The 25913-nt window shown below is 64.8% G+C and carries 23 protein-coding genes, 1 tRNA gene and 1 pseudogene; 11 read left to right on the top strand and 14 right to left on the bottom strand.

Features of this window, described 5'->3' with window-relative positions; genetic code table 11:
• Nucleotides 1-45: 45 nt before the first annotated feature.
• Together LMQ14_RS15460 and LMQ14_RS15455 are read left to right on the top strand one after the other, a co-directional pair.
• A complete protein-coding gene (locus LMQ14_RS15460) occupies nt 46-891 on the top strand; it encodes an acyl-CoA thioesterase II (protein WP_267735532.1) in 846 nt (281 codons plus the stop codon).
• A 121-nt stretch (nt 892-1012) separates the two neighbouring features.
• The gene (locus LMQ14_RS15455; RefSeq protein WP_267730452.1) at nt 1013-2410 is read left to right on the top strand and encodes a bifunctional lysylphosphatidylglycerol flippase/synthetase MprF; all 1398 of its coding nucleotides are present in this window, start codon (nt 1013-1015) and stop codon (nt 2408-2410) included.
• Here LMQ14_RS15455 and cydC read toward each other — a convergent pair.
• From cydC to LMQ14_RS15420, 7 genes and pseudogenes are all read right to left on the bottom strand, one after another.
• Nucleotides 2323-4057 (bottom strand): annotated as a pseudogene (gene cydC, locus LMQ14_RS15450) (thiol reductant ABC exporter subunit CydC). The gene LMQ14_RS15455 and the pseudogene cydC sit on opposite strands and share 88 nt — an antisense overlap.
• On the bottom strand, nt 4044-5600 hold the full coding sequence (cydD, locus tag LMQ14_RS15445; RefSeq protein WP_267735531.1) for a thiol reductant ABC exporter subunit CydD: 1557 nt from the start codon (nt 5598-5600) through the stop codon (nt 4044-4046). The pseudogene cydC and the gene cydD overlap by 14 nt, the downstream one beginning before the upstream one ends.
• Before the next feature lie 113 nt (nt 5601-5713).
• Nucleotides 5714-6754 (bottom strand): cytochrome d ubiquinol oxidase subunit II, encoded by a 1041-nt coding sequence (gene cydB, locus LMQ14_RS15440; RefSeq protein WP_267730450.1) that lies wholly within the window; start codon nt 6752-6754, stop codon nt 5714-5716.
• Between the two features lie 18 nt (nt 6755-6772).
• Nucleotides 6773-8227: a cytochrome ubiquinol oxidase subunit I gene (locus tag LMQ14_RS15435; protein WP_267730449.1), complete on the bottom strand. Its 1455-nt coding sequence runs from the start codon at nt 8225-8227 to the stop codon at nt 6773-6775.
• 45 nt (nt 8228-8272) lie between these two features.
• Complete coding sequence (locus tag LMQ14_RS15430; RefSeq protein WP_420714516.1) at nt 8273-8854, bottom strand: HdeD family acid-resistance protein; 582 nt, start codon at nt 8852-8854, stop codon at nt 8273-8275.
• A gap of 41 nt (nt 8855-8895) precedes the next feature.
• Nucleotides 8896-10236, bottom strand: coding sequence for an adenylate/guanylate cyclase domain-containing protein (locus LMQ14_RS15425; RefSeq protein WP_267730448.1), 1341 nt, complete (start codon nt 10234-10236; stop codon nt 8896-8898).
• Nucleotides 10237-10284: 48 nt separating this feature from the next.
• Nucleotides 10285-10968, bottom strand: a complete 684-nt coding sequence (locus LMQ14_RS15420) for a hypothetical protein (protein ID WP_267730447.1) — start codon at nt 10966-10968, stop codon at nt 10285-10287.
• Nucleotides 10969-11689: 721 nt separating this feature from the next.
• Here LMQ14_RS15420 and LMQ14_RS15415 point away from each other — a divergent pair.
• A complete protein-coding gene (locus LMQ14_RS15415) occupies nt 11690-12628 on the top strand; it encodes a hypothetical protein (RefSeq protein ID WP_267730446.1) in 939 nt (312 codons plus the stop codon).
• A gap of 282 nt (nt 12629-12910) precedes the next feature.
• Here the strand turns inward: LMQ14_RS15415 and LMQ14_RS15410 are convergent, their stop codons facing one another.
• Nucleotides 12911-13186: a hypothetical protein gene (locus LMQ14_RS15410; protein WP_267730445.1), complete on the bottom strand. Its 276-nt coding sequence runs from the start codon at nt 13184-13186 to the stop codon at nt 12911-12913.
• 91 nt (nt 13187-13277) lie between these two features.
• Between LMQ14_RS15410 and LMQ14_RS15405 the strand changes: the two genes are divergently transcribed.
• Nucleotides 13278-13541 carry a hypothetical protein gene (locus LMQ14_RS15405; protein ID WP_267730444.1) on the top strand — a complete coding sequence of 88 codons (264 nt, stop codon included), beginning with the start codon at nt 13278-13280 and terminating at the stop codon, nt 13539-13541.
• A gap of 109 nt (nt 13542-13650) precedes the next feature.
• On the opposite strand, the gene LMQ14_RS28290 is transcribed toward LMQ14_RS15405, so the two are convergent.
• Together LMQ14_RS28290 and LMQ14_RS28285 are read right to left on the bottom strand one after the other, a co-directional pair.
• On the bottom strand, nt 13651-13785 hold the full coding sequence (locus tag LMQ14_RS28290) for a hypothetical protein (RefSeq protein WP_420714515.1): 135 nt from the start codon (nt 13783-13785) through the stop codon (nt 13651-13653).
• Nucleotides 13782-14036 carry a hypothetical protein gene (locus LMQ14_RS28285; protein ID WP_420714514.1) on the bottom strand — a complete coding sequence of 85 codons (255 nt, stop codon included), beginning with the start codon at nt 14034-14036 and terminating at the stop codon, nt 13782-13784. Before LMQ14_RS28285 ends, LMQ14_RS28290 begins: the two co-directional genes overlap by 4 nt.
• Before the next feature lie 416 nt (nt 14037-14452).
• Between LMQ14_RS28285 and LMQ14_RS15395 the strand changes: the two genes are divergently transcribed.
• From LMQ14_RS15395 to LMQ14_RS15385, 3 genes are all read left to right on the top strand, one after another.
• Nucleotides 14453-14998 carry a hypothetical protein gene (locus LMQ14_RS15395; protein WP_267730442.1) on the top strand — a complete coding sequence of 182 codons (546 nt, stop codon included), beginning with the start codon at nt 14453-14455 and terminating at the stop codon, nt 14996-14998.
• Nucleotides 14995-16518 carry a hypothetical protein gene (locus LMQ14_RS15390; RefSeq protein WP_267730441.1) on the top strand — a complete coding sequence of 508 codons (1524 nt, stop codon included), beginning with the start codon at nt 14995-14997 and terminating at the stop codon, nt 16516-16518. Before LMQ14_RS15395 ends, LMQ14_RS15390 begins: the two co-directional genes overlap by 4 nt.
• Before the next feature lie 333 nt (nt 16519-16851).
• Entirely contained in the window at nt 16852-17112 is a 261-nt protein-coding gene (locus LMQ14_RS15385) for a tyrosine-type recombinase/integrase (protein ID WP_324291062.1), read from the top strand.
• Between the two features lie 12 nt (nt 17113-17124).
• On the opposite strand, the gene LMQ14_RS15380 is transcribed toward LMQ14_RS15385, so the two are convergent.
• Nucleotides 17125-17201, bottom strand: a tRNA-Leu gene (locus LMQ14_RS15380).
• A gap of 112 nt (nt 17202-17313) precedes the next feature.
• Between LMQ14_RS15380 and LMQ14_RS15375 the strand changes: the two genes are divergently transcribed.
• On the top strand, nt 17314-17940 hold the full coding sequence (locus LMQ14_RS15375; RefSeq protein ID WP_267730440.1) for an ANTAR domain-containing response regulator: 627 nt from the start codon (nt 17314-17316) through the stop codon (nt 17938-17940).
• Between the two features lie 91 nt (nt 17941-18031).
• Here LMQ14_RS15375 and LMQ14_RS15370 read toward each other — a convergent pair whose 3' ends face one another.
• Nucleotides 18032-19234 carry a lipid-transfer protein gene (locus LMQ14_RS15370; protein WP_267735529.1) on the bottom strand — a complete coding sequence of 401 codons (1203 nt, stop codon included), beginning with the start codon at nt 19232-19234 and terminating at the stop codon, nt 18032-18034.
• A gap of 8 nt (nt 19235-19242) precedes the next feature.
• Entirely contained in the window at nt 19243-19725 is a 483-nt protein-coding gene (locus tag LMQ14_RS15365; RefSeq protein ID WP_267730439.1) for a Zn-ribbon domain-containing OB-fold protein, read from the bottom strand.
• A 77-nt stretch (nt 19726-19802) separates the two neighbouring features.
• On the opposite strand from LMQ14_RS15365, the gene polA reads away from it, so the two are divergent.
• The 3 genes from polA (at nt 19803) to coaE (ending at nt 25442) form a co-directional block, all read left to right on the top strand.
• The gene (gene polA, locus LMQ14_RS15360) at nt 19803-22520 is read left to right on the top strand and encodes a DNA polymerase I (protein ID WP_267730438.1); all 2718 of its coding nucleotides are present in this window, start codon (nt 19803-19805) and stop codon (nt 22518-22520) included.
• 249 nt (nt 22521-22769) lie between these two features.
• A complete protein-coding gene (gene rpsA / locus LMQ14_RS15355) occupies nt 22770-24215 on the top strand; it encodes a 30S ribosomal protein S1 (protein ID WP_267730437.1) in 1446 nt (481 codons plus the stop codon).
• A gap of 12 nt (nt 24216-24227) precedes the next feature.
• A complete protein-coding gene (gene coaE, locus LMQ14_RS15350; protein ID WP_267730436.1) occupies nt 24228-25442 on the top strand; it encodes a dephospho-CoA kinase in 1215 nt (404 codons plus the stop codon).
• 9 nt (nt 25443-25451) lie between these two features.
• Here coaE and LMQ14_RS15345 read toward each other — a convergent pair whose 3' ends face one another.
• Nucleotides 25452-25862 carry a hypothetical protein gene (locus LMQ14_RS15345; protein WP_267730435.1) on the bottom strand — a complete coding sequence of 137 codons (411 nt, stop codon included), beginning with the start codon at nt 25860-25862 and terminating at the stop codon, nt 25452-25454.
• Nucleotides 25863-25913 lie beyond the last annotated feature (51 nt).

The following is a 25913-nucleotide window of genomic DNA, read 5'->3' as shown; positions in this document are numbered from 1 at the left end:
GGCGTGGAGTCTGACGGAGAGCCGAATACAGACTTCGAAGAATTGATGGCGGCACTGGACCTCAATCGCGTGGGCGACGACCTGTTCCTCGGGTCGCATCCCAGCAAGAACCCGATGCGGACGTTCGGCGGGCAGCTCATGGCGCAATCGTTCGTCGCGAGCAGCCGCAGCCTGCTCCGGGAGGATCTGCCGCCCAGCGCACTCTCGGTGCATTTCATCAACGGCGGCGACACGACCAAGAACATCGAATTCCACGTCTCCCGGCTGCGCGACGAGCGGCGCTTCGCCAACCGCCGCATCGACGCCGTGCAGGACGGCAAACTGTTGTCCTCGGCGATGATTGCCTACATGTCCGGCGGCCGCGGCCTGGAGCACGCCGTCGAACCGCCACAGGTGGGCGAGGCCCTCGCGCAGCCGCCGCTCAGTGAGCTGTTGCGTGGCTACGAGGAGACCGTCCCGCACTTCGTCAACGCCCTGCAGCCGATCGAATGGCGCTACACCAACGATCCGGCGTGGGTGATGCGGGACAAGGGTGAGCGGCTGCCGCACAACCGGGTATGGCTCAAGGCGTTGGGCGCGGTGCCCGACGACCCGGTGCTGCACACCGCGACGATGGTGTACTCCTCGGACACCACGGTGCTCGATTCGGTCATCACCACCCACGGGCTGTCGTGGGGTTTCGATCGCATTTTTGCCGCGTCGGCCAATCATTCGGTGTGGTTTCACCGGCAGGTCGATTTCAACGACTGGGTGCTGTATTCGACATCGTCGCCGGTGGCCGCGGATTCCCGCGGGCTGGGGACCGGCCATTTCTTCGATGGCGCCGGGCAAATCGTCGCCACCGTAGTGCAAGAAGGTGTGCTGAAATACTTTCCGCCCTCGGGTCGATAACGGTTATCGAATAGTTACCCGGCGCCCGACCGATTTCGCTTCTGCGGGGCCGCAATTGAGCGTAGCGTCGAAAGAGCCGGGTATTCGGTGGGACAGCGCGACGCCCATCGGGAGGTGACGCATGAAAAGCCCGTCGGCAGACCTCCTTCCCAAACTCCGCGCGCGCGAACGCGTTGTGGTGCACGTCGATTCGCTTGCCGCGCGCTGCATTGGCGCCTTGGCATTGCTGTGCGCCGCGTGCTGGCTGGTCGCGATACTCGCCCACCACCGCCATCAGCCGCAATGGCATTATGCCGATCGGCTGGGCTGGTCCTTGGCGGTGCTGGCCGCGGTGGCGTTGATGGCCCGCGGCATTTTCCTGGGCCGCCCCGTGACGACCATGCATGCGGGGATGGCCGCGCTTTTCGTATTGGCTGGTCTGGGCTCGCATGCGTTGGGATTCGACCCTTTTGGTGACGTGCTGATCGCTGGTTCGGGATTGGTGCTGATGTGGCCGACGTCGTCGCATCCGCAACCCGAAAAGCTTTCCTGCGCATGGGCTTTGATCAACGCCACCACCGATGACCCGCTGGCCCCGTTTGCGATGCAAACGGGTAAGAGCTACCACTTCAGCGCCTCGGGTACCGCGGCGCTGGCCTACCGGACGCGGATGGGGTTCGCGGTCGTCGGCGGGGACCCGATCGGTGACGAGGCGCAATTCCCGGAATTGATAGCCGATTTCGCCGCGATGTGTCACACCCACGGCTGGCGCATCGCGGTCGTGGGGTGCAGCGAACGCCGGCTCGCGTTGTGGAACGACCGAGCGGTAATCAGACAATCGCTGCGAGCGGTGCCGATCGGTCGCGATGTCGTCATCGACGTGTCCGGTTTCGACATGGTGGGCCGCAAGTTTCGCAACTTGCGGCAGGCGGTGCAGCGCACCCACAATGCCGGCATCACCACGGAAATCGTTGCCGAGCAGGAACTCGACCACAGGTTGTTAGCCGAGCTGACGGAGGTGGTGCGCGCGTCGCCCAGCGGGGCGCACACCGACCGGGGCTTCTACATGAACCTCGATGGCGTGTTGGAGGGCCGATTCCCCGGCATACGGCTGATTATCGCCAGGGACGCCGACGGGCGGGTTCAGGGCTTTCATCGGTACGCGACGGCCGGCGGTGGCAGCGACATCACCCTCGATGTGCCGTGGCGTCGTCGCGGTGCGCCCAACGGAATTGACGAACGGCTCAGTGTCGATATGATCATGGCCGGTAAAGATACTGGTGCGCAACGTGTTTCGCTGTCCTTCGCGGCGTTCCCGGAGATTTTTGACGACAAGAATCCCGGCCGGCTGCAGCGGGTGTGCTACCGGTTGATCCATCTGCTCGACCCGTTGATCGCTCTCGAGTCGTTGTACCGCTACGTGCACAAGTTTCATGCGCTGGACGCCCGCCGCTACGCGCTGATATCGCTGACGCAGCTCGCGCCACTGGTATTCGTGTTGCTGACACTGGAATTCATGCCACGCCGCCGCCACCTCTGAGCTGCGCGGCTAGCCGATCTGCAGTTCGGGACAGCGAACGGCGGTGGGCATGTGGTGAGTGGCCACCACAACCGTGCGCTCGGCGCTGATCAGCCCGGCCGCCGGGGCGAGCAGATCCGTCAGAATCCGTTCGGCGTCCACCGCGTCGAGGTGCTCGATGGGCTCGTCGAGCAACACGATCCGGGCCGGGGAGAGCATCGCCCGGGCCAGCAGCAGCCGCCTGCGCTGTCCCGCCGAGACTGCGTGCGCGCCGCCGGTCAGCACCGTCGACAGCCCGTCGGGCAAGCCTGCGAGCCATTCACCCAGCCCGACCGCGTCCAGTGCTGCCGCCAGTTCGTCGTCCGCGCAGTCGCCGCGGGCGACCAGGAGGTTGTCTCGGACAGTGGTGGCAAAGATGTGCGCGTCCTCGGCAAAAAAACTGACGGCACAAGGCAATTCATGTTCGTCGAATCGGTTCAGGTCGGTTTCGTTCAGCATCACCTGGCCGCGCAACGGCGGGATCAGTCCGGCAAGTGTCATCAGCAACGTCGTCTTTCCGGAACCGCTGGGGCCGGTGACCGCCAGCCGCGCGCCGGGCTCGAGGTCGACCGTCAACCGGTGTGAGAACGCCTGTGTGTGGCCGGAGCGCACGTCGGCCGATAGCCGGGCAGTCCCACTCGGTATCGGTGTCGGCGTGGGGGATTCGGCCGGGTGGGCTTGGGGAGCCAGATCGAGTAGCCGTCGTGCGGCGATGCGCGAGCGCGTCAACTGAATAGCGGCCGCCGGTAGGGGAGTCATCGCCTCGAATGCCGACAGCGGCAACAACATTAGGACCGCCAGCGTGGTGGGGGCGACCGCGGGCGCCAGCCCGATCCCGGCCACGACCGCGCCGAGCACACTGGCGCCGATCGCGGCGGTCGGCATGGCCTCGGCGAGGGCGGCCGGTCGGGCGGCGGCATCCAGCGCATCGCTCCACCGGATTTGGCGACGGCGTGACTCGGCGATGACGCGGGGAAGCGCGCCGGCGACCCGAAGTTCGGGCGCGTGTTCGAGGGCGATCATCGCGGCCGTATCGCGCTCGGAATGATGTTGGCGGGCAACCTCTTCCTGTGTGGCCGCGGCTCGGCCGGCAAGCAGGGGCGCCACTACACCGGTGATGAGCAGGCAGATCGCCAGTACCGTGCCGGCCGCCGGCGAAATGACCGCGACCGTGACGGTTGCCGCCACCGCCAACACCGCCGCCACGCCGATCGGGATCAGGGCGCGCACCAGTACGTCGGCCAGTTCGTCAACATCGGCGCCGACGCGCGCCACCAGCTCACCGCTGTGCAGCCGGACGGCCACCGCGGCCGGCCCGTCGGCCAGCCGCTGATAGATCTGCGCGCGCGCAACGCCGGCCGCGCGCAGCGCGGTGTCGTGAGTGGCCAGTCGCTCGCAGTAGTGCAGCACGCCCCGTGCGATCGCGAACAGGCGCACCGCGACGACCGCGACGGACAGGTCGAGGATGGGTGGCATCTGCCAGGCCCGGGTGATCAGCCACGCCGACACTCCGGCCAGGGCCAGCGCGCTGCCCAACGACGCCACTCCCAACGCGATGGCCGCCAGGATGCGGGGCAGTCGGGGGCGCAACAGGCTCGACGCGGCCAGGAGCGGATCAGACGCGCGCACAACGCACCTCGCTGTCCGAGACCACGTCGACAACGTGGTCCCCGATTGCCACGACCGGCTGCCGATGGCCGACGACCACGACGGTCGCCCCCGCGCGCGCCCGCTCGACAATGGCCCGCAGCACCAGCTGTTCGGTGTGCACGTCCAGGTGGGCGGTGGGTTCATCGAGCAGCAGCACCGCAGCCGGTGACCCGAACGCCCGGGCCAGGCCCAGCCGCTGTCGCTGTCCCAGTGACAGCCCGACGCCGTCGCGCCCTAGCTCGGTGTCCAGGCCATCCGGCAGCTCGGCCAGCACCGCATCGAATCCGGCTGCAGCACAGGCCCGTTCCACATCGTCCAACTCGCCGAGCAGGGACAGGTTGTCTCGGATCGTGCCGGGCACGAGCACCGGGCGTTGCGGCAGCCAGGACAATTGGCGCCACCACGCCCCCTGCTCCAACTCGGTGACGTCGACCCCGTCGACGAGGACCCGACCGGAGGACGGCACCGCGAGCCCGGCGATTGCCTGCAGTGTGGTGCTCTTGCCGGCGCCGTTTCGGCCCGTCAGCACCGTGATGCGACCCGGCGGGATCACCGCGGTCAGCTCGCACGGCGAATTGCCGTCTCGCCCGGCGACACTGAGGTTTTCCAGGCGGATTTCCGCGCCGCGCGCGGCTACCGTTCGGTTGCGCGCCGACGCCACCGTGGGCTCGCCGATCAGTGCGAATGCCTCGTCGGCCGCGGTTCGACCGTCTTGAGCGGCATGGAATTCCACGCCGATACGGCGCAGCGGCCAGTACACGTCGGGTGCCAGCAGTAGCACCGTCAATCCGGTGGTCAGGCTCATCTCGCCGAACACCAGGCGCAGACCGATGCCGACCGCGATCAACGCGACACCCAGGGTGGCCAGCAATTCGAGCACCAGTGCCGACAGGAAAGCGATGCGCAGCGTCGCCATCGCCGAACGCCGATGAGCGGCAGCGAGTTCGGCAATGCGATGTTCGGGGCCCGAGGCGCGGCCCAGCGCCCGCAGTGTGGGGATACCGGCGATCAGGTCCAGCAGCCGGCCTTGCAGCGTCGTCATGGCGGCCAGCGCGGCCGCCGATCGCTCGGCCGTCGCGAGCCCGATCAACACCATGAAAATCGGTATCAGCGGCAGCGTGATCACCACGATCGCCGTCGATTTCAGGTCATACAGCGCGATCACGCCCACGGTCGCCGGCGTCAGGATCGCGGCGAGCAGCAGGGTGGGCACATAGCCGGTGAAATAAGGACGTAGGCCGTCGAGGCCGCGGGTTACCACGATCGCGGCCGCGTCCCGCTGCGCGGCAAGTTCGTTGGGTTGCCGGGCGGTCACCGCGGCCAGCACCTGGCCGTTGAGATCGGCGATCACCGCGCTGGCGCCGCGCTGGCCCTGGCGCGCCTGCAGCCAGTGCGTCGCCGTGCGAACTATCCACAGCAACAACAGGATTGACAGCGGGCCCAGCCAACCCCGCAGACTGCGGGCCGAGGGATCGGTGATGATCCTCGCGACCATACTTGCCAGCATGATGGCCGAGCCGATCGCGCATGCGGAGATCACCACTCCGCAGCTCACCGTGGCGGCCAGATAGCGACGCAAAGCGGTCGATGCCCGCCACAGTCGCGGGTCCAGGGGCGCCCGGGAGTTGCGTGTGCTCAGGACGGACGCCTTGCCAGGCCGATCGACGGCGGTATCCGATCAGCCGAGATCCGTTGCCGGAACACCCAATACGTCCACGCCTGGTACACGACCGTCAGCGGGGCGAAGAAGGCGGTCACCCACGTCATGATCTTGAGCGTGTAGGGCGTCGACGACGCGTTGTAGATCGTCAGGCTCCACTGCTTGTTCAGCGTCGAGGGCACCAAATCGGGATACAGCACACCGAACAACAGAATCACCACCGCCGCGACGACCAGCGCCGTGCTCGCGAACGCCCAACCGTCGGAGACGCGGCGCCACACCAACGCCACCGCGGCTAGCTGCGCGACGACCGCCACCGCGAGCACCAGCCAGGTCCAGGTCTTGCCATGCGCCAGCTGTGTCCAAAGCCCAAAGGCGGCGACCAGTCCCGTGACCGGCAGCGACAATTGCTTGGCGAATCGGTGCGCGTCGTCGCGGATGGCGTCCGACGTCTTCAACGCAACGAACACCGCGCCGTAGAACAGAAACAGCCCGGCCGTGGCCAAGCCGCCCAGCAGCGTATAGGCGTTGAGCACGTCGCCAATGGAGAGATGAATGTGACCGTTGGCGTCCACGGGCAGACCGCGTACCAGGATGGCGAACGCCACGCCCCACAGCACCGCGGGCAGCCAGGACCCGGCCGCAATGGCGAAATCGGCTAGGGCGCGCCATCTTTTGTCGTCGATCTTGCCGCGCCATTCGATGGCCACCACGCGCACGATCATGCCGAACAGGATCGCGAACAGCGGTAGGTAGAGCGTCGAGAACACCGTCGCATACCAGCCGGGAAACGCGGCGAACATCCCGGCGCCGGCGGTGATCAGCCAGACTTCGTTGCCGTCCCACACCGGGCCGATGGTGTTCAGCGCGGCGCGCCGGTGGTTCTCCGGATCGCCGCTGCCGACACGGCCGAACGGCTCCATCAGCATGCCCACGCCGAAGTCGAAGCCCTCCAGGATGAAGAAGCCCAGGAATAGCACGGCGATGATGCCGAACCATAACTCTTGCAGCGCCATTGGTTAACTCCTTCCCGGTCAGTAGGCGAACGACAGCGGGGCCACTTCGTCATCGCCGGGTGCTTTCGGCGGTGCGGGCTCCGCGTCGTGTTCCAACGGTCCTTCGGCGATGTAGCGCTTCAGCAGCCAGAACCAGATGACCGCGAGCACCGCGTAGACCAGCGTGAAAGTCACCAGTGAGGTAATCACCATGCCCGACGCGTGATCCGACACACCCTGGCTGACCGTCAGCCGCACCTGCTGATCGCCGGTCGGATTCGGCACCACAAGCCAAGGCTGACGGCCCATTTCGGTGAACACCCATCCGGCGCTGTTGGCCAGGAACGGAGTAGGGATGGTCAGCAGCGCGAACCAGGGGAACCAGGATTGGGTGGGGGTGCGCCCGCCCCGCGTGAGCCACAGGGTGGCCAGCGCGAATAGCACCGGGATCGCCATCAGGCCGATCATCATGCGGAATGACCAATAGGTGACGAACAAGTTGGGCCGGTAGTCATTTGGCCCGAACTTGTGTTCAGAGTCTTGCTGGATGTCGCGCACACCCTGCAATGTCACACCGGTGAACTTGCTCTCGGCGAGGAACGGCAGCACGTAAGGCACCTCGATGACACGGGTGATGCTGTCGCAGTTGTTGTGCGCGCCGACGGTCAGGATGGAGAAGTCCGGATCGGTCTCGGTGTTGCACAGTGATTCGGCCGACGCCATTTTCATCGGTTGCTGCTGGAACATCAGCTTGCCCTGTTCGTCGCCGGTGAAGAACAGCCCGACGGTGGCGAACAGTGCCACCCAACACCCCAGGATCGCCGCCGGGCGAAACACCGCACCGAGGTCTACGTCGGCGTTCTTTTTCGCGCGGACCAGCCACCAGGCGCTCACGGCGGCGACGAAGGTGGCCGCGGTCAGCAGCGAACCATTGACGGCGTGTGAAAATGCCGCTCGCGCAGTGTTATTGCTGAGCAATGCCGCGATGCTGTCCAGCTCGGCGCGCCGTGTCGCGGGGTTGTAATGCGCGCCGACCGGGTGCTGCATGAACGAATTCGCCGAGATGATGAAGAAGGCGGACACGTTGACCGAGATCGCGACGACCCAAATGCAGGCCAGGTGCACCAGCTTCGGCAGTCGACTCCAACCGAAAATCCACAACCCGAGGAAAGTGGATTCGAAGAAGAAGGCGGCCAGGCCTTCCATCGCGAGCGGGGCGCCGAAGATGTCGCCGACGAACCGCGAGTATTCGCTCCAGTTCATCCCGAACTGGAATTCCTGCACGATCCCGGTGGCCACCCCGATCGCGAAGTTGATCAGGAACAACTTGCCGAAGAACTTGGTCAGGCGATACCAGGCGGTATTGCCGGTGGCCACCCACGCCGTCTGCATGACCGCGATAAGGGGAGCCAGGCCGATTGTGAGCGGCACAAAGATGAAGTGGTAGACGGTGGTAATACCGAACTGCCACCGCGATATGTCGACGACATTCATCTGTCATCTCCCGTGACTGCAGTGTTCTACGACAGAGTGTAGTAGCTAAGCGGCCTCGACGCTATTCCTGAGTTCCTTGGAGGCCTTGCGGATCCCGAACGACGCGATGACCTCGAAGACGCCGATGACGGCCAGCCAAATGCCGACGACGATCGCCAGGGTGATGATCGATGCGAACGGCGACGCGAGTACGACAATGCCGGCGATCAGGGTGATCACGCCGAGGAAAATCGACCAGCCGCGTCCCGGCAGCGTGGGATCGCTGATCGCGGAAACCGTTGTGGCCACACCACGAAAGACGAATCCGATGGCAATCCAGATGGCCAGCAACAGCACCGCGTATCCCTGGCCGAAATGACGGAATGCCAGCACGGCCAGGATCAATGACGCGGCGCCACTGACGAACAGCAGAATGCGGCTGCCCGCCGAAACATGCAGGCTGAACGCGAATATGACTTGTGCGACACCGGTGATCAGCAGATAGACACCGAACGCGATCGCGGCGGCCAGGACGGATATACCCGGCCATGCGAGCACCAGAATGCCGACGATCAGCGTCAAGACTCCCGATACCAGCGTGGATTTCCACAGATGCGGCAACATGCTTGGAACAGGGTTGGGCTGCATAGCCTCACTGTGGCATAACCGCGCAGCCCAGAATAGGGGCTTTAGACCGTGGCGCCGTGGGCCGTTCGGGGCTCCTCGGCGGCCATATCGCCGGGTTCGGCCGCGGCCGGCTTGCGGCCGATCAGGTACCAGGTGTGCATCACGCCTTTGCCTTTGACCTCGATCCGGCCGCGCTCCCGCAGCACGAACTCGTCGCGCAGACGCTCGTACACGTCCTCGGGCACTTGAATCTGTCCCACCGAGTCGGTCGATTCCATCCGGGCCGCGACATTGACCGCGTCGCCCCACACGTCGTAGAAGAACCGCCGCGACCCGACGACGCCCGCGACCACGGTGCCTGTCGCAAAGCCGACGCGTATGGGTATCGAGTTACCTTGTGCGTCTTCGATTTCCGCGGCGGCGGCGACCATGTCGAGGGCAAAGTCGGCCAGTGCATGGACGTGATCGGGCCTGGGGCGCGGGACTCCGCTGACAACCATGTAGGAGTCCCCGCTGACTTTGATTTTCTCCAGCCCGTGCTTATCCACCAGTTCGTCGAATGCGCTGTACAGGCGGTCGAGGAACTTGACGAGGTCGCATGGTGCGGTTGAGCTTGCGCGCTCGGTGAAGCCGACCATGTCGGCGAACAGCACCGAGGCCTCGTCGTATCGGTCGGCGATGACGTCGCGCTCGGGTTCTTTGAGCCGGTCGGCGACGCTGGCCGGCAACATGTTGGCCAATAAGGCTTCCGAGCGCTCGTACTCCGACTCCATGACGGCTTCGGCGCGCTTGGTGTCGCGAAGCGCGAACCACACCGTCACCACCGCCATGGTGCAGGCCGAGATCGTCGTGATGACAAAGCTCATCCGCTCGGCCCAGGGCTGTTCGAGCCCGGTCGAGCGGGGCACCAGGAACTGCAGGGTGATCACCAGTCCGGCGCCGATGGCTGCCAGCAGCGCGGCCAGGCCGATGCGCTCGATGCCGAGCTGCAACACCACCAGGCTCGCGTTGGCGATGAAGTAGTACTGCACGCCGGTGCCGGTGCCGACCTCCCAGCAGATGAAGAAGATGACTAGATACGCCGAGGCGACGTAGGTCAGCGGCGCAACCAATTCCCCGAATCGGTGCAGCCACGGGACGGTCAGGAAGATCATCGCGGCGACAAGGGTGATCACCTGGGTTCGCTGCGCGAAGGACCCGGCCCAGATGCCCAGGATCCCGAAGAGCAGGCTGATGACCACCGCCATCATGGCGTTGATATTGAGCACCCGGGCACGGCGGTCGTGGCTATCGGCGTAGTGATCGTTGCGGGCGCGATTCTTGGCCCGCACCGCTGCTTTGCAGTCCGGGCGCGCCGAGCCATCCGGCCGACTTGGCGGGGCCCCGCATTTCCTAGGCACCACTTTCAAAGCGTAACCGTTTGTCAGATGATTCCCCAGCGCTGCGGTTGGCTAACTTGGGCCGGGACTCCCGGTCGGCGGCGCACCGCGCAAGTGGATGTGCGTGTCACGGAGGCGAGTGGACCGCCGACCGCCGTATGGGGTGAACCCGGGCAGGTGCTCGATGGGCACCGCGCCGGCATGTGTCCGGACCACGACCGGCATGGCCAGCATCATGGCGAACACCCGCGACTCGCGCTTTGCCTGCTCTCTCGCGATGAACAGCACATCCAGGGGGTACCAAAGGCCGACCCACGCCACCACCAGGAACACGCCGTTGCCGAGCAGTTCGCCCGCGAGCTCACCCACCATTGGGCGAGTGAAGATGTACGACAGTGCGATGCCGGCAACGAACAACAGCGAGCCGCTGATCAGCGACCGCATGCCCTGGCGCCAAATCAGGTCATGCTGCCGGTCTGCCCGGCGCACAGCCAACGCGCAGTAGCGGCGGACCGACGCCTCCAGGTTGGCCGCCAGTTCTTCGGAGCATTCGCCGGCGATATCCAAAACGATGCGCTGAATATTGGAATGCCGCTTCTGGGCCAACAACAATTCGACGAGTTCGTCGATGCCGCTGTCGATTCGGCTCGCGCCGGATAGTAGGGACCGCTGGTCGACGGCGAACAGGTCGGCGGGTTCGTCCAGTTCAATGACGATGTCCGCCAACGGTTCCTGTCGATCGCGTCGCAGGTTCACGCCACAACCTCCCGCACGACAAGGCGCCGTTTCGCACGGCCTGCCCGAATACTACTGAGGTCGGCGTGCGCAACCATCGGATTGATCGAATACGTTGGTGTGCACGCGATCTCAGTTGTCGGCTGCGGGCGGGGAAATAGCTATCCACCCCTCCACGGAGGGGTGGATAGCACGGAGCCACTTAGATAGTGACGCAGGACCCGCCGGGAAGGCAGAAGCTTCCGCATCCCGAAGTGGTGAGCGGGGTCAGCACAATAACGATGGCAACAAACAGTTTGCTAAAACGCGACACGACAAACTCCATTCTGAGTGAACGGGGCAAAGCGTGCTTACTGTACGTCTGTTGAACAAGCCAAAAACGTGTCGCGAACCAACCGTGTTGCATTCGGGATTGCAGCGTTATTGCGGCGTTGCCGAAACGCGATCCGGTACCCGGATTGCGCCGCTTCAGGCCTGGTGCCCTCGGTGAGATTCGAACTCACACTGGACGGGTTTTGAATCCGTCACTCTCGACGTTTACGTCGCAGATGAACGAAGCCTGTTCAGGAAAGGACCATTTCAAAGCACTATCTGCCATCACAACCATCGCAACCATCGAAACCAACTGCGGACTGACTGCGGACTGGGAGGGGGTGCGCTACTAGTAGCGGACTACAGGAAACACGGTCCCCGGAGCAGCAGGTTGGACCCCCAGTTGGCCGGATAGATGCACGATGGTTCAGTGACGATCCCGCCGCCGCTCAACCTCCGTTCGACACCGCCTGAGTTCGACAGATTCGCCGATGTGGTGACGCAGTTCGTGGAAGCCACGGACGGTCTCCTCAAAGAGAAGTTGGGGCACCCGTTCAAGGTCAGAAGCGAGGCACTCCGGGACACTGCTGCGCGCTCGGATCACGAGGGCACGCAGTCCAAGCAAACCCTCCTGACTCTCGCGACGCAGCAGGTCGCCGTCGGCTTCGACCAGGCCGACCTTCTCCTCGGCGTCGCGGCCGTGTTGCGCGCCGACGCAGTCACGTTGGCGCCGTTCCCGTTGGCGCGCACATCGGCCGCCATTGCAGCGAAGGCGTGGTACGTCCTGACCGCGGACTCTCGGGAGGAGCGGCTGCGGCGCTACCTGAACGAAGAACTGGCGGCGTTGTACGACTTGCCGCTGCCGGACGAGGAAGAAGCGATCACCTTCCGCGACGATCGCGCCGCCGACTTTTTAGCGGTCGGCGAGACGGCAGGACTCAATCCGGTCTACCCCAAGAACCGCCGGCCATGGGACGTCCCATTCCTCGCCCGCACAGGTCAAAGAAAGTCCGAAGCCCCGCCACCGGAGACGCAGCTGATGAAGGATTTCTACCGGGCGGCGGGGGTGGGGGAGGACGCGCTGGCGCGGATGCCGTACAAGCTGCTGTCCGCCGCTACGCACGGACGCTTTCGCCAAGCCGGGCTTACCGGATACGCGCCCGCTGGCCCCTCAGTCGGAGGTGTAGTAACCGCCGCCAAGTACGTCACGCTAGAGGTCACCGCGCAGGCGACCTTGTACGCGGCGTGGGCGACGCGCACCTATCTGCGTGCCCTCGCGGAATACACGTCCGTGGACGAAGGGGTAGTGCTCGACCGGCTGCAGGAGCCCACCGCGGACTGGCTCGGATTCGCGTATCCGCGGAAATGACCTGAAGGTAGTCAGCCTAGGTCTCGTATCCGGCGCCGTTCAGTACGCGGCAGTGGAGATCGAAGGGTGGCCCGTAGACGGTGGCATCGCATGGCCGGGACGTCCACGTGAGATGTCCGTGGCGTCCGTATCCGCAGGGGTTGATGACCTACTAAGACTTCACCGGGATTGAGGGTGTGGCCTTGTGGGAAGCGCTCTGGGTGGAGCGCCATGTATTGGTTGCTGGTGGAGAGTGCGAGGGAGCCGACTGGGGGAGCCATGATTCATACCCTCTGAGAGGGTCTAGTTTGCGTCGGTTTGCGCGATTTCCACGGCTTCGCGCCGTGCGGGGCGCGGAGGCCGGGGGCGGCGGCGCTCAGGGTGAGCACGGTTTTCTTCGATCTGGTGTCGCAGTTTCGTGTTCTTCAGGTATGCATGCTCTGCTGCGGTTAAGACGACGGCTGGTTCCAACACGATTGTTCCGTCCGGTTGTTCGGTTGCTAAATAGGTGTCGTGGCGTCCGAGCTTGCCGATGCTGATCCGGCGTCGGCTGTCTACTTCAATGACCACGGGTTCCATATGGAGAACTATAGAAGATGATAAGCCCTCTTTCCATGTTTGGGAATTGGGGCATTTGGGCAATGGGGCACTACAGGGGTAGGGTGGACTGGTGCTTGAGCTGGACCCGGAGCCGTACGACGAACTAGTCGACCTCCGCAACCGCGACCCAATGTTCGCGGAACACATCGATCAATGGCTTGACCGCATCGAGGCCAACCCGAACGACGAGACCGTGCGGCGCCGGCTGATCCGGCCCGGCAGGGTGTACGCCGTCACTGTCGCGCGCGCCGACGAGGACTACCTGATCTTGTGGGAACTCGACGGCGCGACCCCGGTGATCCGGTACCTGGGGCCGGACGTGCTGTCGTCCTGACCGTCTCGTAGGCCTCGCCCCCGCCGCGCGGCGACAGGTGCGGCGGGGCGACGAAGGAGAGGGCCTAGGTTCGCACCCCGGCGGGCGCCGCGCAATTCACCCTGTGGATCTACGGCTGGGCGGCGACGGCGCTGAGCCCACCGCCTTCCGTCAGGCAGGCATGCCGGTGGTGGGGGTGGCCTTTGATGTCGACTCCCAGCATGCGTTGTCCGACGCGGCCGCCGCTGGTGGTGACGACGTTCATGACCCAGAAATGAGCGCTTCGTTGCACTCAGACACCCAGACAGTGGTCCTGGTCCCGGTGAAGCCGCCGTCCCCCACCACGAGCGCGACCTGGTTCGGTTTGAACGGGATCGCCGTCCACGTCGAAGTTATGATCGCGTGCCCGCTGGAAACCCAGTCCGCCCACGACAAGGGGTAGTCGAGGCGCTCGAGGACACCCTGGCTGAACCGGCCGGGCGTCGGCTGATACGGAGGGTAGGCGAGGCCCTCCATGCCTGAAATCATCGATGTTGTCGATCTTGTCGATGATCGGTAAGGCCATGTGGTGGGCATACGTCTATGGTCACATATCGGGATGCGTTGGCGCGCAATGTTTCCCGTTACTCAGCGATGAAACATGGCGGCAGATGAGGCGCAATTCCCACGCTTTCTCATCGGCTGCTTCGTCTCTTACCAACCGCGTGTGCGTGGCATCGGGAGCCTCGGATCTCCGCCTTCCAACAGGTCGCGACCCGGACTGATGCTGTGCTGTTCTCCGAACGTGGTGTCGGCCCTCAGGCATGGAGTGTCCAAGTGTCATGTTCTGGTCGATGAAGTCAGGAAAGGACATTTGCAACCTGATCTCCTGGTGCAACTCGACCGCTAGACTTTGCGTCGGCAGATCCGGCCACGGGGGCAGGAGGTTGCGTGTGACTGACGAAGGCGAAGTAACCGAAGTATGGGAGGACCCGTCGGGTGACGTCACCGCGGGAGAAGTGCTCGCTCAGCGCGTAGACAGAGACCCCCCAGACGTATCGGAATATAGGGGCACGTCTGGCGTCGGCGACCTTGAGGTGGCCATCTTCAACCTCGTACGCGCAGCCGGAGGGGAGATTAGAGACGAGAAGTTGACCGATGCTGCCGCTGACGCCCACCTCAGAGCGGGTCGAATCCACTTCCAGCTCCGCCGTTCAGCGGTAAGCTTCGTCCAGAATGCCGCTGCCGGCGGTGTCACCTTCTTTCTGCTCGGCGACTTCGGCCTTGGCCCCGCCATCGGATTTCTCAAAACCCTCATCAACTCGGTGACGTGGATGTCACCCGAGGAGATGGCAGCCGTCGAACTTGTAATCGTCAACATGCGTTGCGGTGCCCCGACCACGCGAGACGACCTGGTTCCCTTCAACATTGATGTGCAGAAGCTCATCAAGAGGGGCGTGCTAGTGGAAAAAGGTAGGAACCTGACGGTAAGCATGTGAGTGGGCACGCTGAGCGGTACGGCGTGTACCGCGCGAGTTCGGACCTCATCGAGGTATCCGGCTCATATAAGGATTACATCGACTTTATGAATTGGCTCGGTCACACCGGGGACCTGAGCCAGCCTACCAAGGATCATCTCAAGGTATTCATCTCGTATGTTCACGAGCACATGCACCGCGTGGACTTCCAAATGAAGCCTTTCGGGCTATTCATGTGGCGCATCGACTTGATCATCACGATTGATGCCACGTGGCTTGCAACGCAATTCGGGATCCCACCCGACGGGGTTCCGCTTGTCACCCACTGCCGAAAACAGCTTGAATCGCCCCTGATGCGAGGGAGCCACCCAGAGGGCGTGGTCGACGAGCTTGAGCAACTCATTCGGTTTCGTGCTCACGTCTGGGGCGGTGCGCCCGAAGGCTTGACGCTCCGCGAATTGGCAGACGACGGCAACAATGTCCTCACAATTTTGCGAAAGCGATTCGACCTACACACAACGTGGACGTTCACAACCGACAGGCCCGATGATTCCGCCATCGTTTCGGTTCCCTACCTGACTTCATTCGGGTTGACGGCCTCAGTGAGATCCATTGGTGCGTCCGATGTGTTCGAACGAAATGCCGCTGTCTGGGAGCGCCTCTGTCTTTGGCGATACCTGTTGTGGGGTCAGCATTGGGTATCCATTGAGGAGCGCTGGCCGGAAGCGGTGCGACTGTGGTTCGACTGGCGTCTCGTCCGGAGAGAGTACGAGGATTTGGGCGACCTCAATGACATGGCGAATCTGCTCAGCCAGAAGAAGCTGGCAGCTTTCGCCTTCGCCGGCCCCTGCGACCCGGCGCTCGACTTGGCGGTCAACCACATTCCTATCGAGGCTGCGCTGCCCCAGATGCGTTGGGCCGAAGGCAGAACCGCGGCAGTCGACCCCAACCCCACAGTTCGCAACGAACCGTGGCTACATCGCGCCATCCCTGATGCTCTTAACCTCGGAATCGAAGGCATGCTCGCTCGAGTACCGCTCAACGGGCCACACGGAATCTTCGCCGACACCATTGGCACCAAAAATGAAGACATTGCCCGCAATCCGTTGCAGTCCTACCTCGCCTTTGTTCTAGCCAGATATCAAGACGAGTTCTGGCGCTCAGCCTGTAGGGAAGCGGGGTTTCCACGTCCGCGCGCCGTGCCCACGATCGACCCACTGGCGACTTTGTTCGACGACTACTGCTACATACGGTTCACCGAGTTATTTGGCCACGGGCCACTTGATCAAGACGCCAGTGGCCGACTGCTGTTCGGTCTCTTCAGCGAGCACATCCGCCAGCAGATCGCCAATCACGATGTTGGCAAGGAACCCATCGAAGTCGGGCAGCTGTACTTTCGGATGCTACCCATGGCGGAACGCATCTGCGAAGACTTCCGCACTGGGGTCCCAGCAGCTGTTGAGAAATTGCTCGGGAAAGACTGCCCCCTGCGGCTTTTCATGGCCGCAGGCCTCGGATTCGAGGGACGAATCCGGACCTGATCGCATGCTCGCGAAGTGCTCGATGCGCACGGCAGCATCACACCTTGTCTCAACACATGCGGACCATCGGTTGTCGAGCCCGGCCGAACGACGGGACCGGAAAGCCGACCAGATCGTTGCAGCAGGTGGCACTGTGTTGCAACAGGATTCATCCTCGTGCCTCTGTTGGCCACCGAGCTGAAGGGCCGCGACAGCCGGGATCTGGTGTTCCCATCCCGTCGCGGCGGGTACCTGACACCCGGCGGATTCAGGTAGGAATTTAACCGAGCTGTCGAAGCCGTCAAGGCGACTACGGAAGCGAAGCGCCAGCAGGAGATCGACGAGGGCGGCGAAGTGAAGACAGAAGAGTTCCCAGAAATCACGCCGCATGATTTGCGCCACACGTGCGCATCGTTGGCCATCAGCGCCTGGGCCAACATCAAAGTGCTGCAGACGTTGTTGGGCCACAAGACCGCCACGCTGACCTTGGACCGATACGGGCACCTGCTGCCCGACGATCTGGGGGCTATTGCGGACGCTTTTGACGCTGCTGCGGACCAACTGCGGACTGGCCAGTCATTGCGGGCCGTGGTGTCGGGCCAGGATGGGGTCTGACCTGTGGTTAGCTGGTGCCCTCGGTGAGATTCGAACTCACACTGCACGGGTTTTGAATCCGTTTCCTCTGCCAGTTGGGATACGAGGGCTCTACTCGGTGTTTACCTTAAGCGGCCTCCCACCATAGAGGATCGCTGCGGTGATCTGCTGTCACCGCCCCCGATGTCGCTGGTCGCCGGGATCCACGAGACAATGTCCGTTATGACAGGCCCCACGACCGACACCGACGCCGCTGTGCCGCGCCGGGTCCTGATCGCGGAAGACGAAGCGCTGATCCGTATGGACTTGGCCGAGATGCTCCGAGAGGAGGGGTACGAGATCGTCGGCGAGGCAGGGGACGGCCAGGAAGCAGTCGAGCTGGCCGAGCTGCACAAACCCGACCTCGTGATCATGGATGTGAAAATGCCGCGCCGGGACGGCATCGACGCGGCGTCCGAGATAGCCAGCAAACGCCTCGCTCCGATCGTGGTGCTGACCGCGTTCAGTCAGCGCGACCTCGTCGAACGGGCGCGCGATGCCGGGGCGATGGCGTACCTGGTGAAGCCGTTCACGATCAGCGACCTGATTCCGGCCATTGAACTGGCCGTCAGCCGGTTCGGCGAGATCACCGCGCTGGAACACGAAGTCGCGACGCTGTCCGACCGTCTGGAGACCCGCAAGGTCGTCGAACGTGCCAAGGGCCTGCTGCAGTCCAAGCAGGGCATGAGCGAGCCCGAGGCGTTCAAGTGGATTCAGCGTGCCGCGATGGATCGGCGGACCACGATGAAGCGGGTGGCCGAAGTCGTGCTGGAGACTCTCGGCGGCGAGTCCGACGAGGAGTCCGGCTAGCCGTCACGCCCCGCCACCGCGTCGAGCGTGCAGTGGCGGCGGGGAGTGTGCAGCCAGGGCGGCCTGAGTGCACACTCGACGGGCGTGAGCCCTAGCGGGCCACGATCACCGACGAACCATGGCCGAATAGGCCCTGATTCGCGGTGACACCGACCTTCGCGTTCTCCACCTGCCGGCCCGTGGCCTGGCCACGCAGCTGCCAGGTCAGCTCGCAGACCTGCGCGATCGCCTGGGCGGGGATGGCCTCACCGAAGCACGCCAGCCCGCCGGACGCGTTGACCGGAACCTTGCCCCCGATCGCCGTCGCACCGCTGCGCAGCAGTTGTTCGGCCTCGCCCTTCGGGCACAGCCCCAGGTGCTCGTACCAGTCGAGTTCCAGCGCGGTGGACAGGTCGTAGACCTCGGCCAGGCTGACGTCCTCGGGGCCGATGCCGGCTTCGGCGTAGGCCGCGTCGAGAATCTGATCCTTGAACACCCGCTCCGGCCCGGGGACCACCGCGGTGGAATCCGTTGCGATGTCCGGCAATTCGGGCAGATGCTGCGGGTAGCGGGGGGTGACCGTGCTGACCGCACGCACCGACGGCACGCCGTCGAGGGAGCCGAGGTGCTTGCGGGCGAACTCGGCACTGGCCACGATCAGCGCCGCGGCGCCGTCGGAGGTGGCGCAGATGTCGAGCTGGCGCAGCGGGTCGGAGACCACCGGGCTGGCCAGCACGTCCTCGACCGAAGATTCCTTGCGGTAGCGGGCATTCGGGTTTTGTAGGCCGTGCTGGGAGTTCTTGACCTTCACCTGGGCGAAGTCCTCCGACGTCGCCCCGTACAGGTCCATCCGCCGGCGCGCGAGCAGCGCGAAGTACACCGGGTTCATCGCACCGATCAGGTGGAAACGCTGCCAATCGGGGTCGTTCTTGCGTTCCCCGCCCACCGGGGCGAACGCGCCCTTCGGCGTGGTGTCGGCGCCGATCACCAGCGCGACGTCGCAGAAGCCGGCCAGAATGTGCGCGCGTGCGCTCTGCAGCGCCTGCGAACCGCTGGCGCAGGCGGCGTAGCTGGAGCTGACCGGCACGCCGTTCCAGCCGAGTTTCTGCGCGAACGTCGACCCCGCGATGAAGCCGGGGTAGCCGTTGCGGATCGTGTCGGCACCGGCCACCAGTTGGATCTGTTGCCAGCTCAGCCCGGCTTCGGCCAGCGCGGCGCGCGCTGCGACGACGCCGTATTCGGTGAAGTCGCGGCCCCATTTGCCCCAGGGGTGCATCCCGGCGCCGAGGATGTAGAGCGGTTCGGGTGTGCTCATGATGCTCGTCATTTGCGCCGCTCCTCCTCATCGCTGCGCTCTGCATCGTCGCCGGCGCGCCTCCAGGCGTGCACGATGCGCTCGACGCCGTCGTCGTCGGTGAACAGCGGCATCGTGGTCAGTTCCATTTCCATGCCGACCTTCAGGTCGGCGGCCAGCGTGCCCTCGACCACCTTGCCCAGCACGATGATTCCCTCGTGCGCCAGTTCCACCGCGGCGATCGCGAACGGCTCGAACGGGTCGGCCGCCGGGTAGGGCGCGGGCGGGGGATACCGGTTTTCGGTGTAGCTCCACAGCTTTCCCCGGGTCGACAACGCGACGGACTCCAGGGTGTCGCTGGCGCAGCCCGGGTTGGGGCAGTTGTTCTCCCGCGGCGGGAAGACGTAGGTGCCGCACTGCGGGCACTTGCTGCCGATCAGATGGGGATTTCCGGCGTCGTCGGTGGCGAACCACCCGTCGATCGCGGCTTGTGTACTGGTGACCTCTGGCACTCGGCCAGACTACCCAGGTCAAACACAAAACTGAAACGTGTTGCAGTTCCGCCGGGGCGGATGTTCCGTCGTAGCGGATGCCTAGAGTGAGAGCCGTGCCTGCCGCCATAGAGGAACAGACCAAGCCGACACTGATGTTGCTGGACGGCAATTCGCTGGCCTTTCGGGCGTTCTACGCGCTGCCCGCGGAGAACTTCAAGACCCGCGGCGGCCTGACCACCAACGCGGTCTACGGCTTCACCGCCATGCTGATCAACCTGCTGCGCGACGAGGCTCCTTCGCACGTCGCCGCGGCGTTCGACGTGTCGCGCCAGACGTTCCGGCTGGAGCGCTATCCGGAGTACAAGGCCGGCCGGTCGGAGACCCCGGACGAGTTTCGCGGGCAGATCGACATCACCAAGGAAGTGCTCAACGCGCTGGGCATCACGGTGCTCGCGGAGCCCGGATTCGAAGCCGACGACCTGATCGCGACGTTGGCCACCCAGGCCGAGAACGAGGGTTACCGGGTGCTGGTGGTCACCGGCGACCGCGACGCGCTGCAGCTGGTCAGCGACGACGTGACGGTGCTGTATCCAATCAAGGGCGTCAGCGAACTCACCCGCTTCACCCCGGACGCCGTCGTCGAGAAATACGGGCTGACTCCCGCCCAATACCCCGACTTCGCCGCGCTGCGTGGCGATCCCAGCGACAACCTGCCCGGGATTCCCGGCGTGGGCGAGAAGACCGCATCCAAGTGGATCGTCGAGTACGGGTCGTTGCAGGGTCTGGTCGACAACGTCGACTCGGTGCGCGGCAAGGTGGGCGACGCGTTGCGGGCCCATCTGGCCAACGTCATCCGCAACCGCGAGCTCACCGACCTCGTCAAAGACGTGCCCCTGGCCCAAACCCCGGACACGCTGCGGCTGCTGCCGTGGGATCGCGACCAGATCCACCGGCTCTTCGACGACCTCGAGTTCCGGGTGCTGCGCGACCGGCTGTTCGACACGCTGGCCGCCGTCGAGCCCGAAGTGGACGAGGGATTCGACGTGCGCGGCGGCGCGCTGGAGGCCGGTCAGCTGGCCGTGTGGCTGGCCGAACACAGCTCCGGAAAGCGGTTCGGCCTGGCCGTCGTCGGCACCCACCTGGCCTACGACGCCGACGCCACCGCGCTGGCCATCGTGTCCTCCGACGGCGACGGGCGCTACATCGACACGTCGGCGCTGGATCCCGACGACGAGGCGGCGCTGGCGTCCTGGCTCGCCGACCCCGGCCCGCCCAAGGCGCTGCACGAAGCCAAGCTGGCGATGCACGACCTCGCCGGGCGGGGCTGGAAGCTGGCCGGTGTCACCTCCGACACCGCGCTGGCGGCCTATCTGGTGCGGCCCGGGCAGCGCAGCTTTTCCCTCGACGACCTTTCGCTGCGCTACCTTAGGCGCGAGCTGCGCGCCGAAACGGCTGAGCAGCAACAGCTTTCGCTTCTCGACGATTCCGAGGGAGTCGACGACCAGGCGGTGCAGACGCTGATCCTGCGGGCCGTGGCGGTGCTGGACCTGGCCGATGCGCTGGACGAGGAGTTGGCCCGGATCAACTCCACGTCGCTGCTGGGCGGTATGGAGCTGCCGGTGCAGCGAGTGCTGGCGGGGCTCGAGCATGTCGGCATCGCGGTCGATCTGCCGCAATTATCGGAGCTGCAAAGCGATTTCGCGCACCAGATCCGCGACGCGGCCGAGGCAGCCTACGAGGTGATCGGCAAGCAGATCAACCTGGGCTCGCCAAAACAGTTGCAGGCGGTGCTCTTCGACGAGCTGGGCATGCCGAAGACCAAGCGCACCAAGACCGGCTACACGACCGACGCGGATGCCCTGCAGTCGCTGTTCGACAAGACCGGCCACCCGTTCCTGCAGCATCTGCTCACCCACCGCGATGCCACCCGGCTCAAAGTCACCGTCGACGGGCTGCTGAATTCGGTGGCCTCCGACGGACGTATCCACACCACGTTCAACCAGACCATCGCCGCGACGGGCCGATTGTCGTCGACCGAGCCGAATCTGCAGAACATTCCGATCCGCACCGAAGCCGGCCGGCGCATCCGCGACGCGTTTGTGGTCGGCGACGGCTATGCCGAGCTGATGACCGCCGACTACAGCCAGATCGAGATGCGGATCATGGCGCACCTGTCCGGCGACGAAGGGCTGATCGAGGCGTTCAACACCGGCGAAGACCTGCACTCGTTCGTCGCCTCGCGGGCGTTCGGGGTGCCGATCGACGAGGTCACCCCCGAGCTGCGCCGCCGGGTCAAGGCGATGTCGTACGGCCTGGCGTACGGGTTGAGCGCCTACGGCTTGGCCGCCCAGCTCAAGATCTCCACCGAGGAAGCGAAAGTCCAAATGGACCAATACTTCGCCCGGTTCGGCGGGGTTCGCGATTACCTGATGAACGTCGTGGACCAGGCCCGTAAGGACGGCTACACGTCGACGGTCTTCGGGCGCCGGCGCTACCTGCCCGAACTCGACAGCAGTAACCGCAATGTCCGCGAGGCCGCCGAACGGGCGGCGCTCAACGCACCGATCCAGGGCAGCGCGGCCGACATCATCAAGGTCGCGATGGTCAACGTCGACACGGCAATCAAAGACGCCGGGCTCAAGTCACGCATGTTGCTGCAGGTACACGACGAATTGCTGTTCGAAATCGCACCTGGCGAACGCGAACAGGTCGACGCGCTGGCGCGCGAGAAGATGGGCGCCGCCTACCCGTTGGACGTCCCGCTCGAGGTCTCCGTCGGCTACGGCCGCTCGTGGGACGCCGCCGCGCATTAGCGCGGCGCTGGGGACGACGCCGCGCACTGGCCGCACCCACTGCAGGCCCGGCCGTTTTCCGGGCGGGCAGGACGGCAAGAATCTCCCCTGAATTCGGGGTTGCGCGAAGGTCGCGGTGGGTCGAATATTGGGCGTGGCGGACGTGGCACGCCGGGCGAGTTTGTCCAGCGTGCGCCCTGTCTAGTAGCCTTGTTTATTAAATCCCTGTTTTGTCCCTACGACCCAACCTGTCCGGAGCACCCCAACAATATGCCGAGTCCCGCCGTCACCTCGCCGCAAGTAGCCGTCAACGACATTGGCTCGAGCGAGGACTTTCTCGCCGCAATAGACAAAACGATCAAGTACTTCAACGATGGCGACATCGTCGAAGGCACGATCGTCAAAGTGGACCGGGACGAGGTGCTCCTCGATATCGGCTACAAGACCGAAGGGGTCATCCCCGCCCGCGAACTCTCCATCAAGCACGATGTCGACCCCAACGAGGTCGTTACCGTCGGTGATGAGGTCGAGGCCCTTGTTCTCACCAAAGAGGACAAAGAAGGCCGTCTGATCCTGTCCAAGAAGCGCGCACAGTACGAGCGCGCCTGGGGCACCATCGAAGCGCTCAAGGAGAAGGACGAGGCCGTCAAGGGCACCGTCATCGAGGTCGTCAAGGGTGGCCTGATCCTCGACATCGGCTTGCGTGGCTTCCTGCCCGCTTCGCTGGTCGAGATGCGTCGGGTGCGCGATCTGCAGCCGTACATCGGCAAGGAGATCGAAGCCAAGATCATCGAGCTGGACAAGAACCGCAACAACGTGGTGCTGAGCCGCCGCGCCTGGCTGGAGCAGACCCAGTCCGAGGTGCGCAGCGAGTTCCTCAACCAGTTGCAGAAGGGCACCATCCGCAAGGGTGTGGTCTCGTCGATCGTCAACTTCGGCGCGTTCGTCGATCTCGGCGGTGTCGACGGTCTGGTGCACGTTTCCGAGTTGTCTTGGAAGCACATCGATCACCCGTCCGAGGTCGTCCAGGTTGGCGACGAGGTCACCGTCGAGGTGCTCGACGTCGACATGGATCGCGAGCGGGTTTCGTTGTCGCTCAAGGCGACTCAGGAAGACCCGTGGCGCCACTTCGCCCGGACCCACGCCATCGGCCAGATCGTGCCCGGAAAGGTCACCAAGCTGGTGCCGTTCGGCGCGTTCGTTCGTGTCGAGGAGGGCATCGAAGGTCTGGTGCACATCTCCGAGCTGGCCGAGCGTCACGTCGAGGTGCCCGACCAGGTGGTCGCCGTCGGCGACGACGCGATGGTCAAGGTCATCGACATCGACCTGGAGCGGCGCCGAATCTCGTTGTCGCTCAAGCAGGCCAACGAGGACTACACCGACGAGTTCGACCCCGCGAAGTACGGCATGGCCGACAGCTACGACGAGCAGGGCAACTACATCTTCCCCGAGGGTTTCGACGCCGAAACCAACGAGTGGATGGAAGGTTTCGACACTCAGCGCAACGAGTGGGAGGCCCGGTACGCCGAGGCCGAGCGCCGGCACAAGATGCACACCGCGCAGATGGAGAAGTTCGCCGCTGCCGAAGCCGAGGCGCACACCAGCGGCGACCACGCGCCGGGCAACGGCGCGTCCTCGCCGAAGGAGGCGGGCGGCTCGCTGGCCAGCGATGCACAACTCGCCGCGCTGCGCGAAAAGCTCGCGGGTAACGCCTAACCCTCGCCACGGATGCTGCGCATCGGGTTGACCGGTGGCATCGGCGCCGGGAAATCGGCGCTGTCCGCCACGTTCGCGGAATGCGGTGGGATCATCGTCGACGGCGACGTCATCTCCCGGGAGGTCGTCCAGCCAGGCACCGAAGGGTTGGCGTCGCTCGTCGAGGCGTTCGGTGCGGACATCCTGCAGTCGGATGGATCGCTGGATCGTCCGGCCTTGGCGGCCAAGGCTTTTGCCGACGACGAGGCGCGCCAGAAGCTGAACTCGATCGTTCACCCACTGGTGGGGCAGCGGCGCGCGGAGATCCTCGCGTCGGTGCCCGCCGATTCGGTTGTGGTCGAAGACATTCCGCTACTGGTGGAATCCGGCATGGCGCCGCTGTTCCCGTTGGTGATCATCGTGTACGCCGATGTGGAACTGCGGGTGCGGCGGCTGATCGAGCTGCGCGGCATGCCCGAGGACGACGCCCGCGCCAGGATCGCGGCCCAGGCCGACGACGAGCAGCGTCGTGCCGTCGCCGATATCTGGCTGGATAACTCGGGCAGCCAAGAGGATTTGGTCAAACGGGCCCACGAGGTGTGGAACGACCGGATCGTGCCGTTCGCGCACAACCTGGCCGAACGACGGTTCGTGCGTGCCCCGGCACGAGTGGTGCCGGCCGATCCGACCTGGCCGGATCAGGCGCGGCGCATCGTTAACCGGCTGGCGACGTCGTGCGGCCACCAGGCGTTGCGCGTCGACCACATCGGATCGACCGCGGTACCCGAGTTCGACGCCAAGGACGTCATCGACATCCAGATCACCGTCGAATCACTGGCGGTGGCAGACGAACTCGCCGAGGTGTTGCTGTCGGCCGGCTACCCGCGCATCGAGCACATCCAGCAGGACGAGGCCAAGGCCGATGCACGCAGCACGGTCGGGGACTACGACCATAAAGACGATCCGGCACTGTGGCAGAAGCGAATTCATGCGTCGGCCGATCCGGGGCGCCCCACCAACGTGCACATCAGGGTGGCCGGGTGGCCCAATCAGCAGTTCGCCCTGCTGTTCGTCGACTGGCTGGCCGCCAACCCCGGGGAGCGGGTGAACTACCTGGCCGTCAAACACGAGGCCGAAAAGCCCGCGGACGGCGACACGGCGATCTACGTCGAGGCCAAGGAGCCATGGTTCGCCGAGGCGTACCGCCGGGCCTGGGAGTGGGCGGATTTCACCGGCTGGCGGCCTTAGCCGGGCGTGCTACGTGGGTAGTGGCGCGCCGCACAGCAGCGCACCGCTATTGGGATCCGCATTGCCGGGCGTCGGCCGCACCATCTGATCGGCCTGCGTGAAAACGTTGTCGTCGACGTCGATCTCGCAGTGCACGTTCGCCGCGTACGGGAAATGCAGCACGATCCGCAGGCCGGCTTGTGCCGGATCGGGCAACACGGTGTTGGCCTCGAACGCGTTGCCCGGCATCGACGGAAGGTTCGTCGTGTTCGTCTGGCCGCCGTTGATGATGAAGGTGGCCTGACTGCCGGTCGTCAGGGCGTCGATCCTGGCCCGGTAGGTGATGTTGTGCAGGTCCGCATGTGCTGTCGCGGGAACCAGCTGCGAGCCGATCGCGGTCACTGCGACCACGGGTAGCCACCAGCGCTTACGAGGGGTCATAGCTGCTGAGATTACGCCCAGCGCGATCCGGGAACCACACGGACCGATCGG

Origin of the sequence: Mycobacterium sp. Aquia_213, from assembly GCF_026625985.1 — a bacterium.
GTDB lineage: Bacteria > Actinomycetota > Actinomycetes > Mycobacteriales > Mycobacteriaceae > Mycobacterium.
Note: the sequence above shows the minus strand (reverse complement) of the source record. Positions and strands in the feature narration are given on the sequence as shown.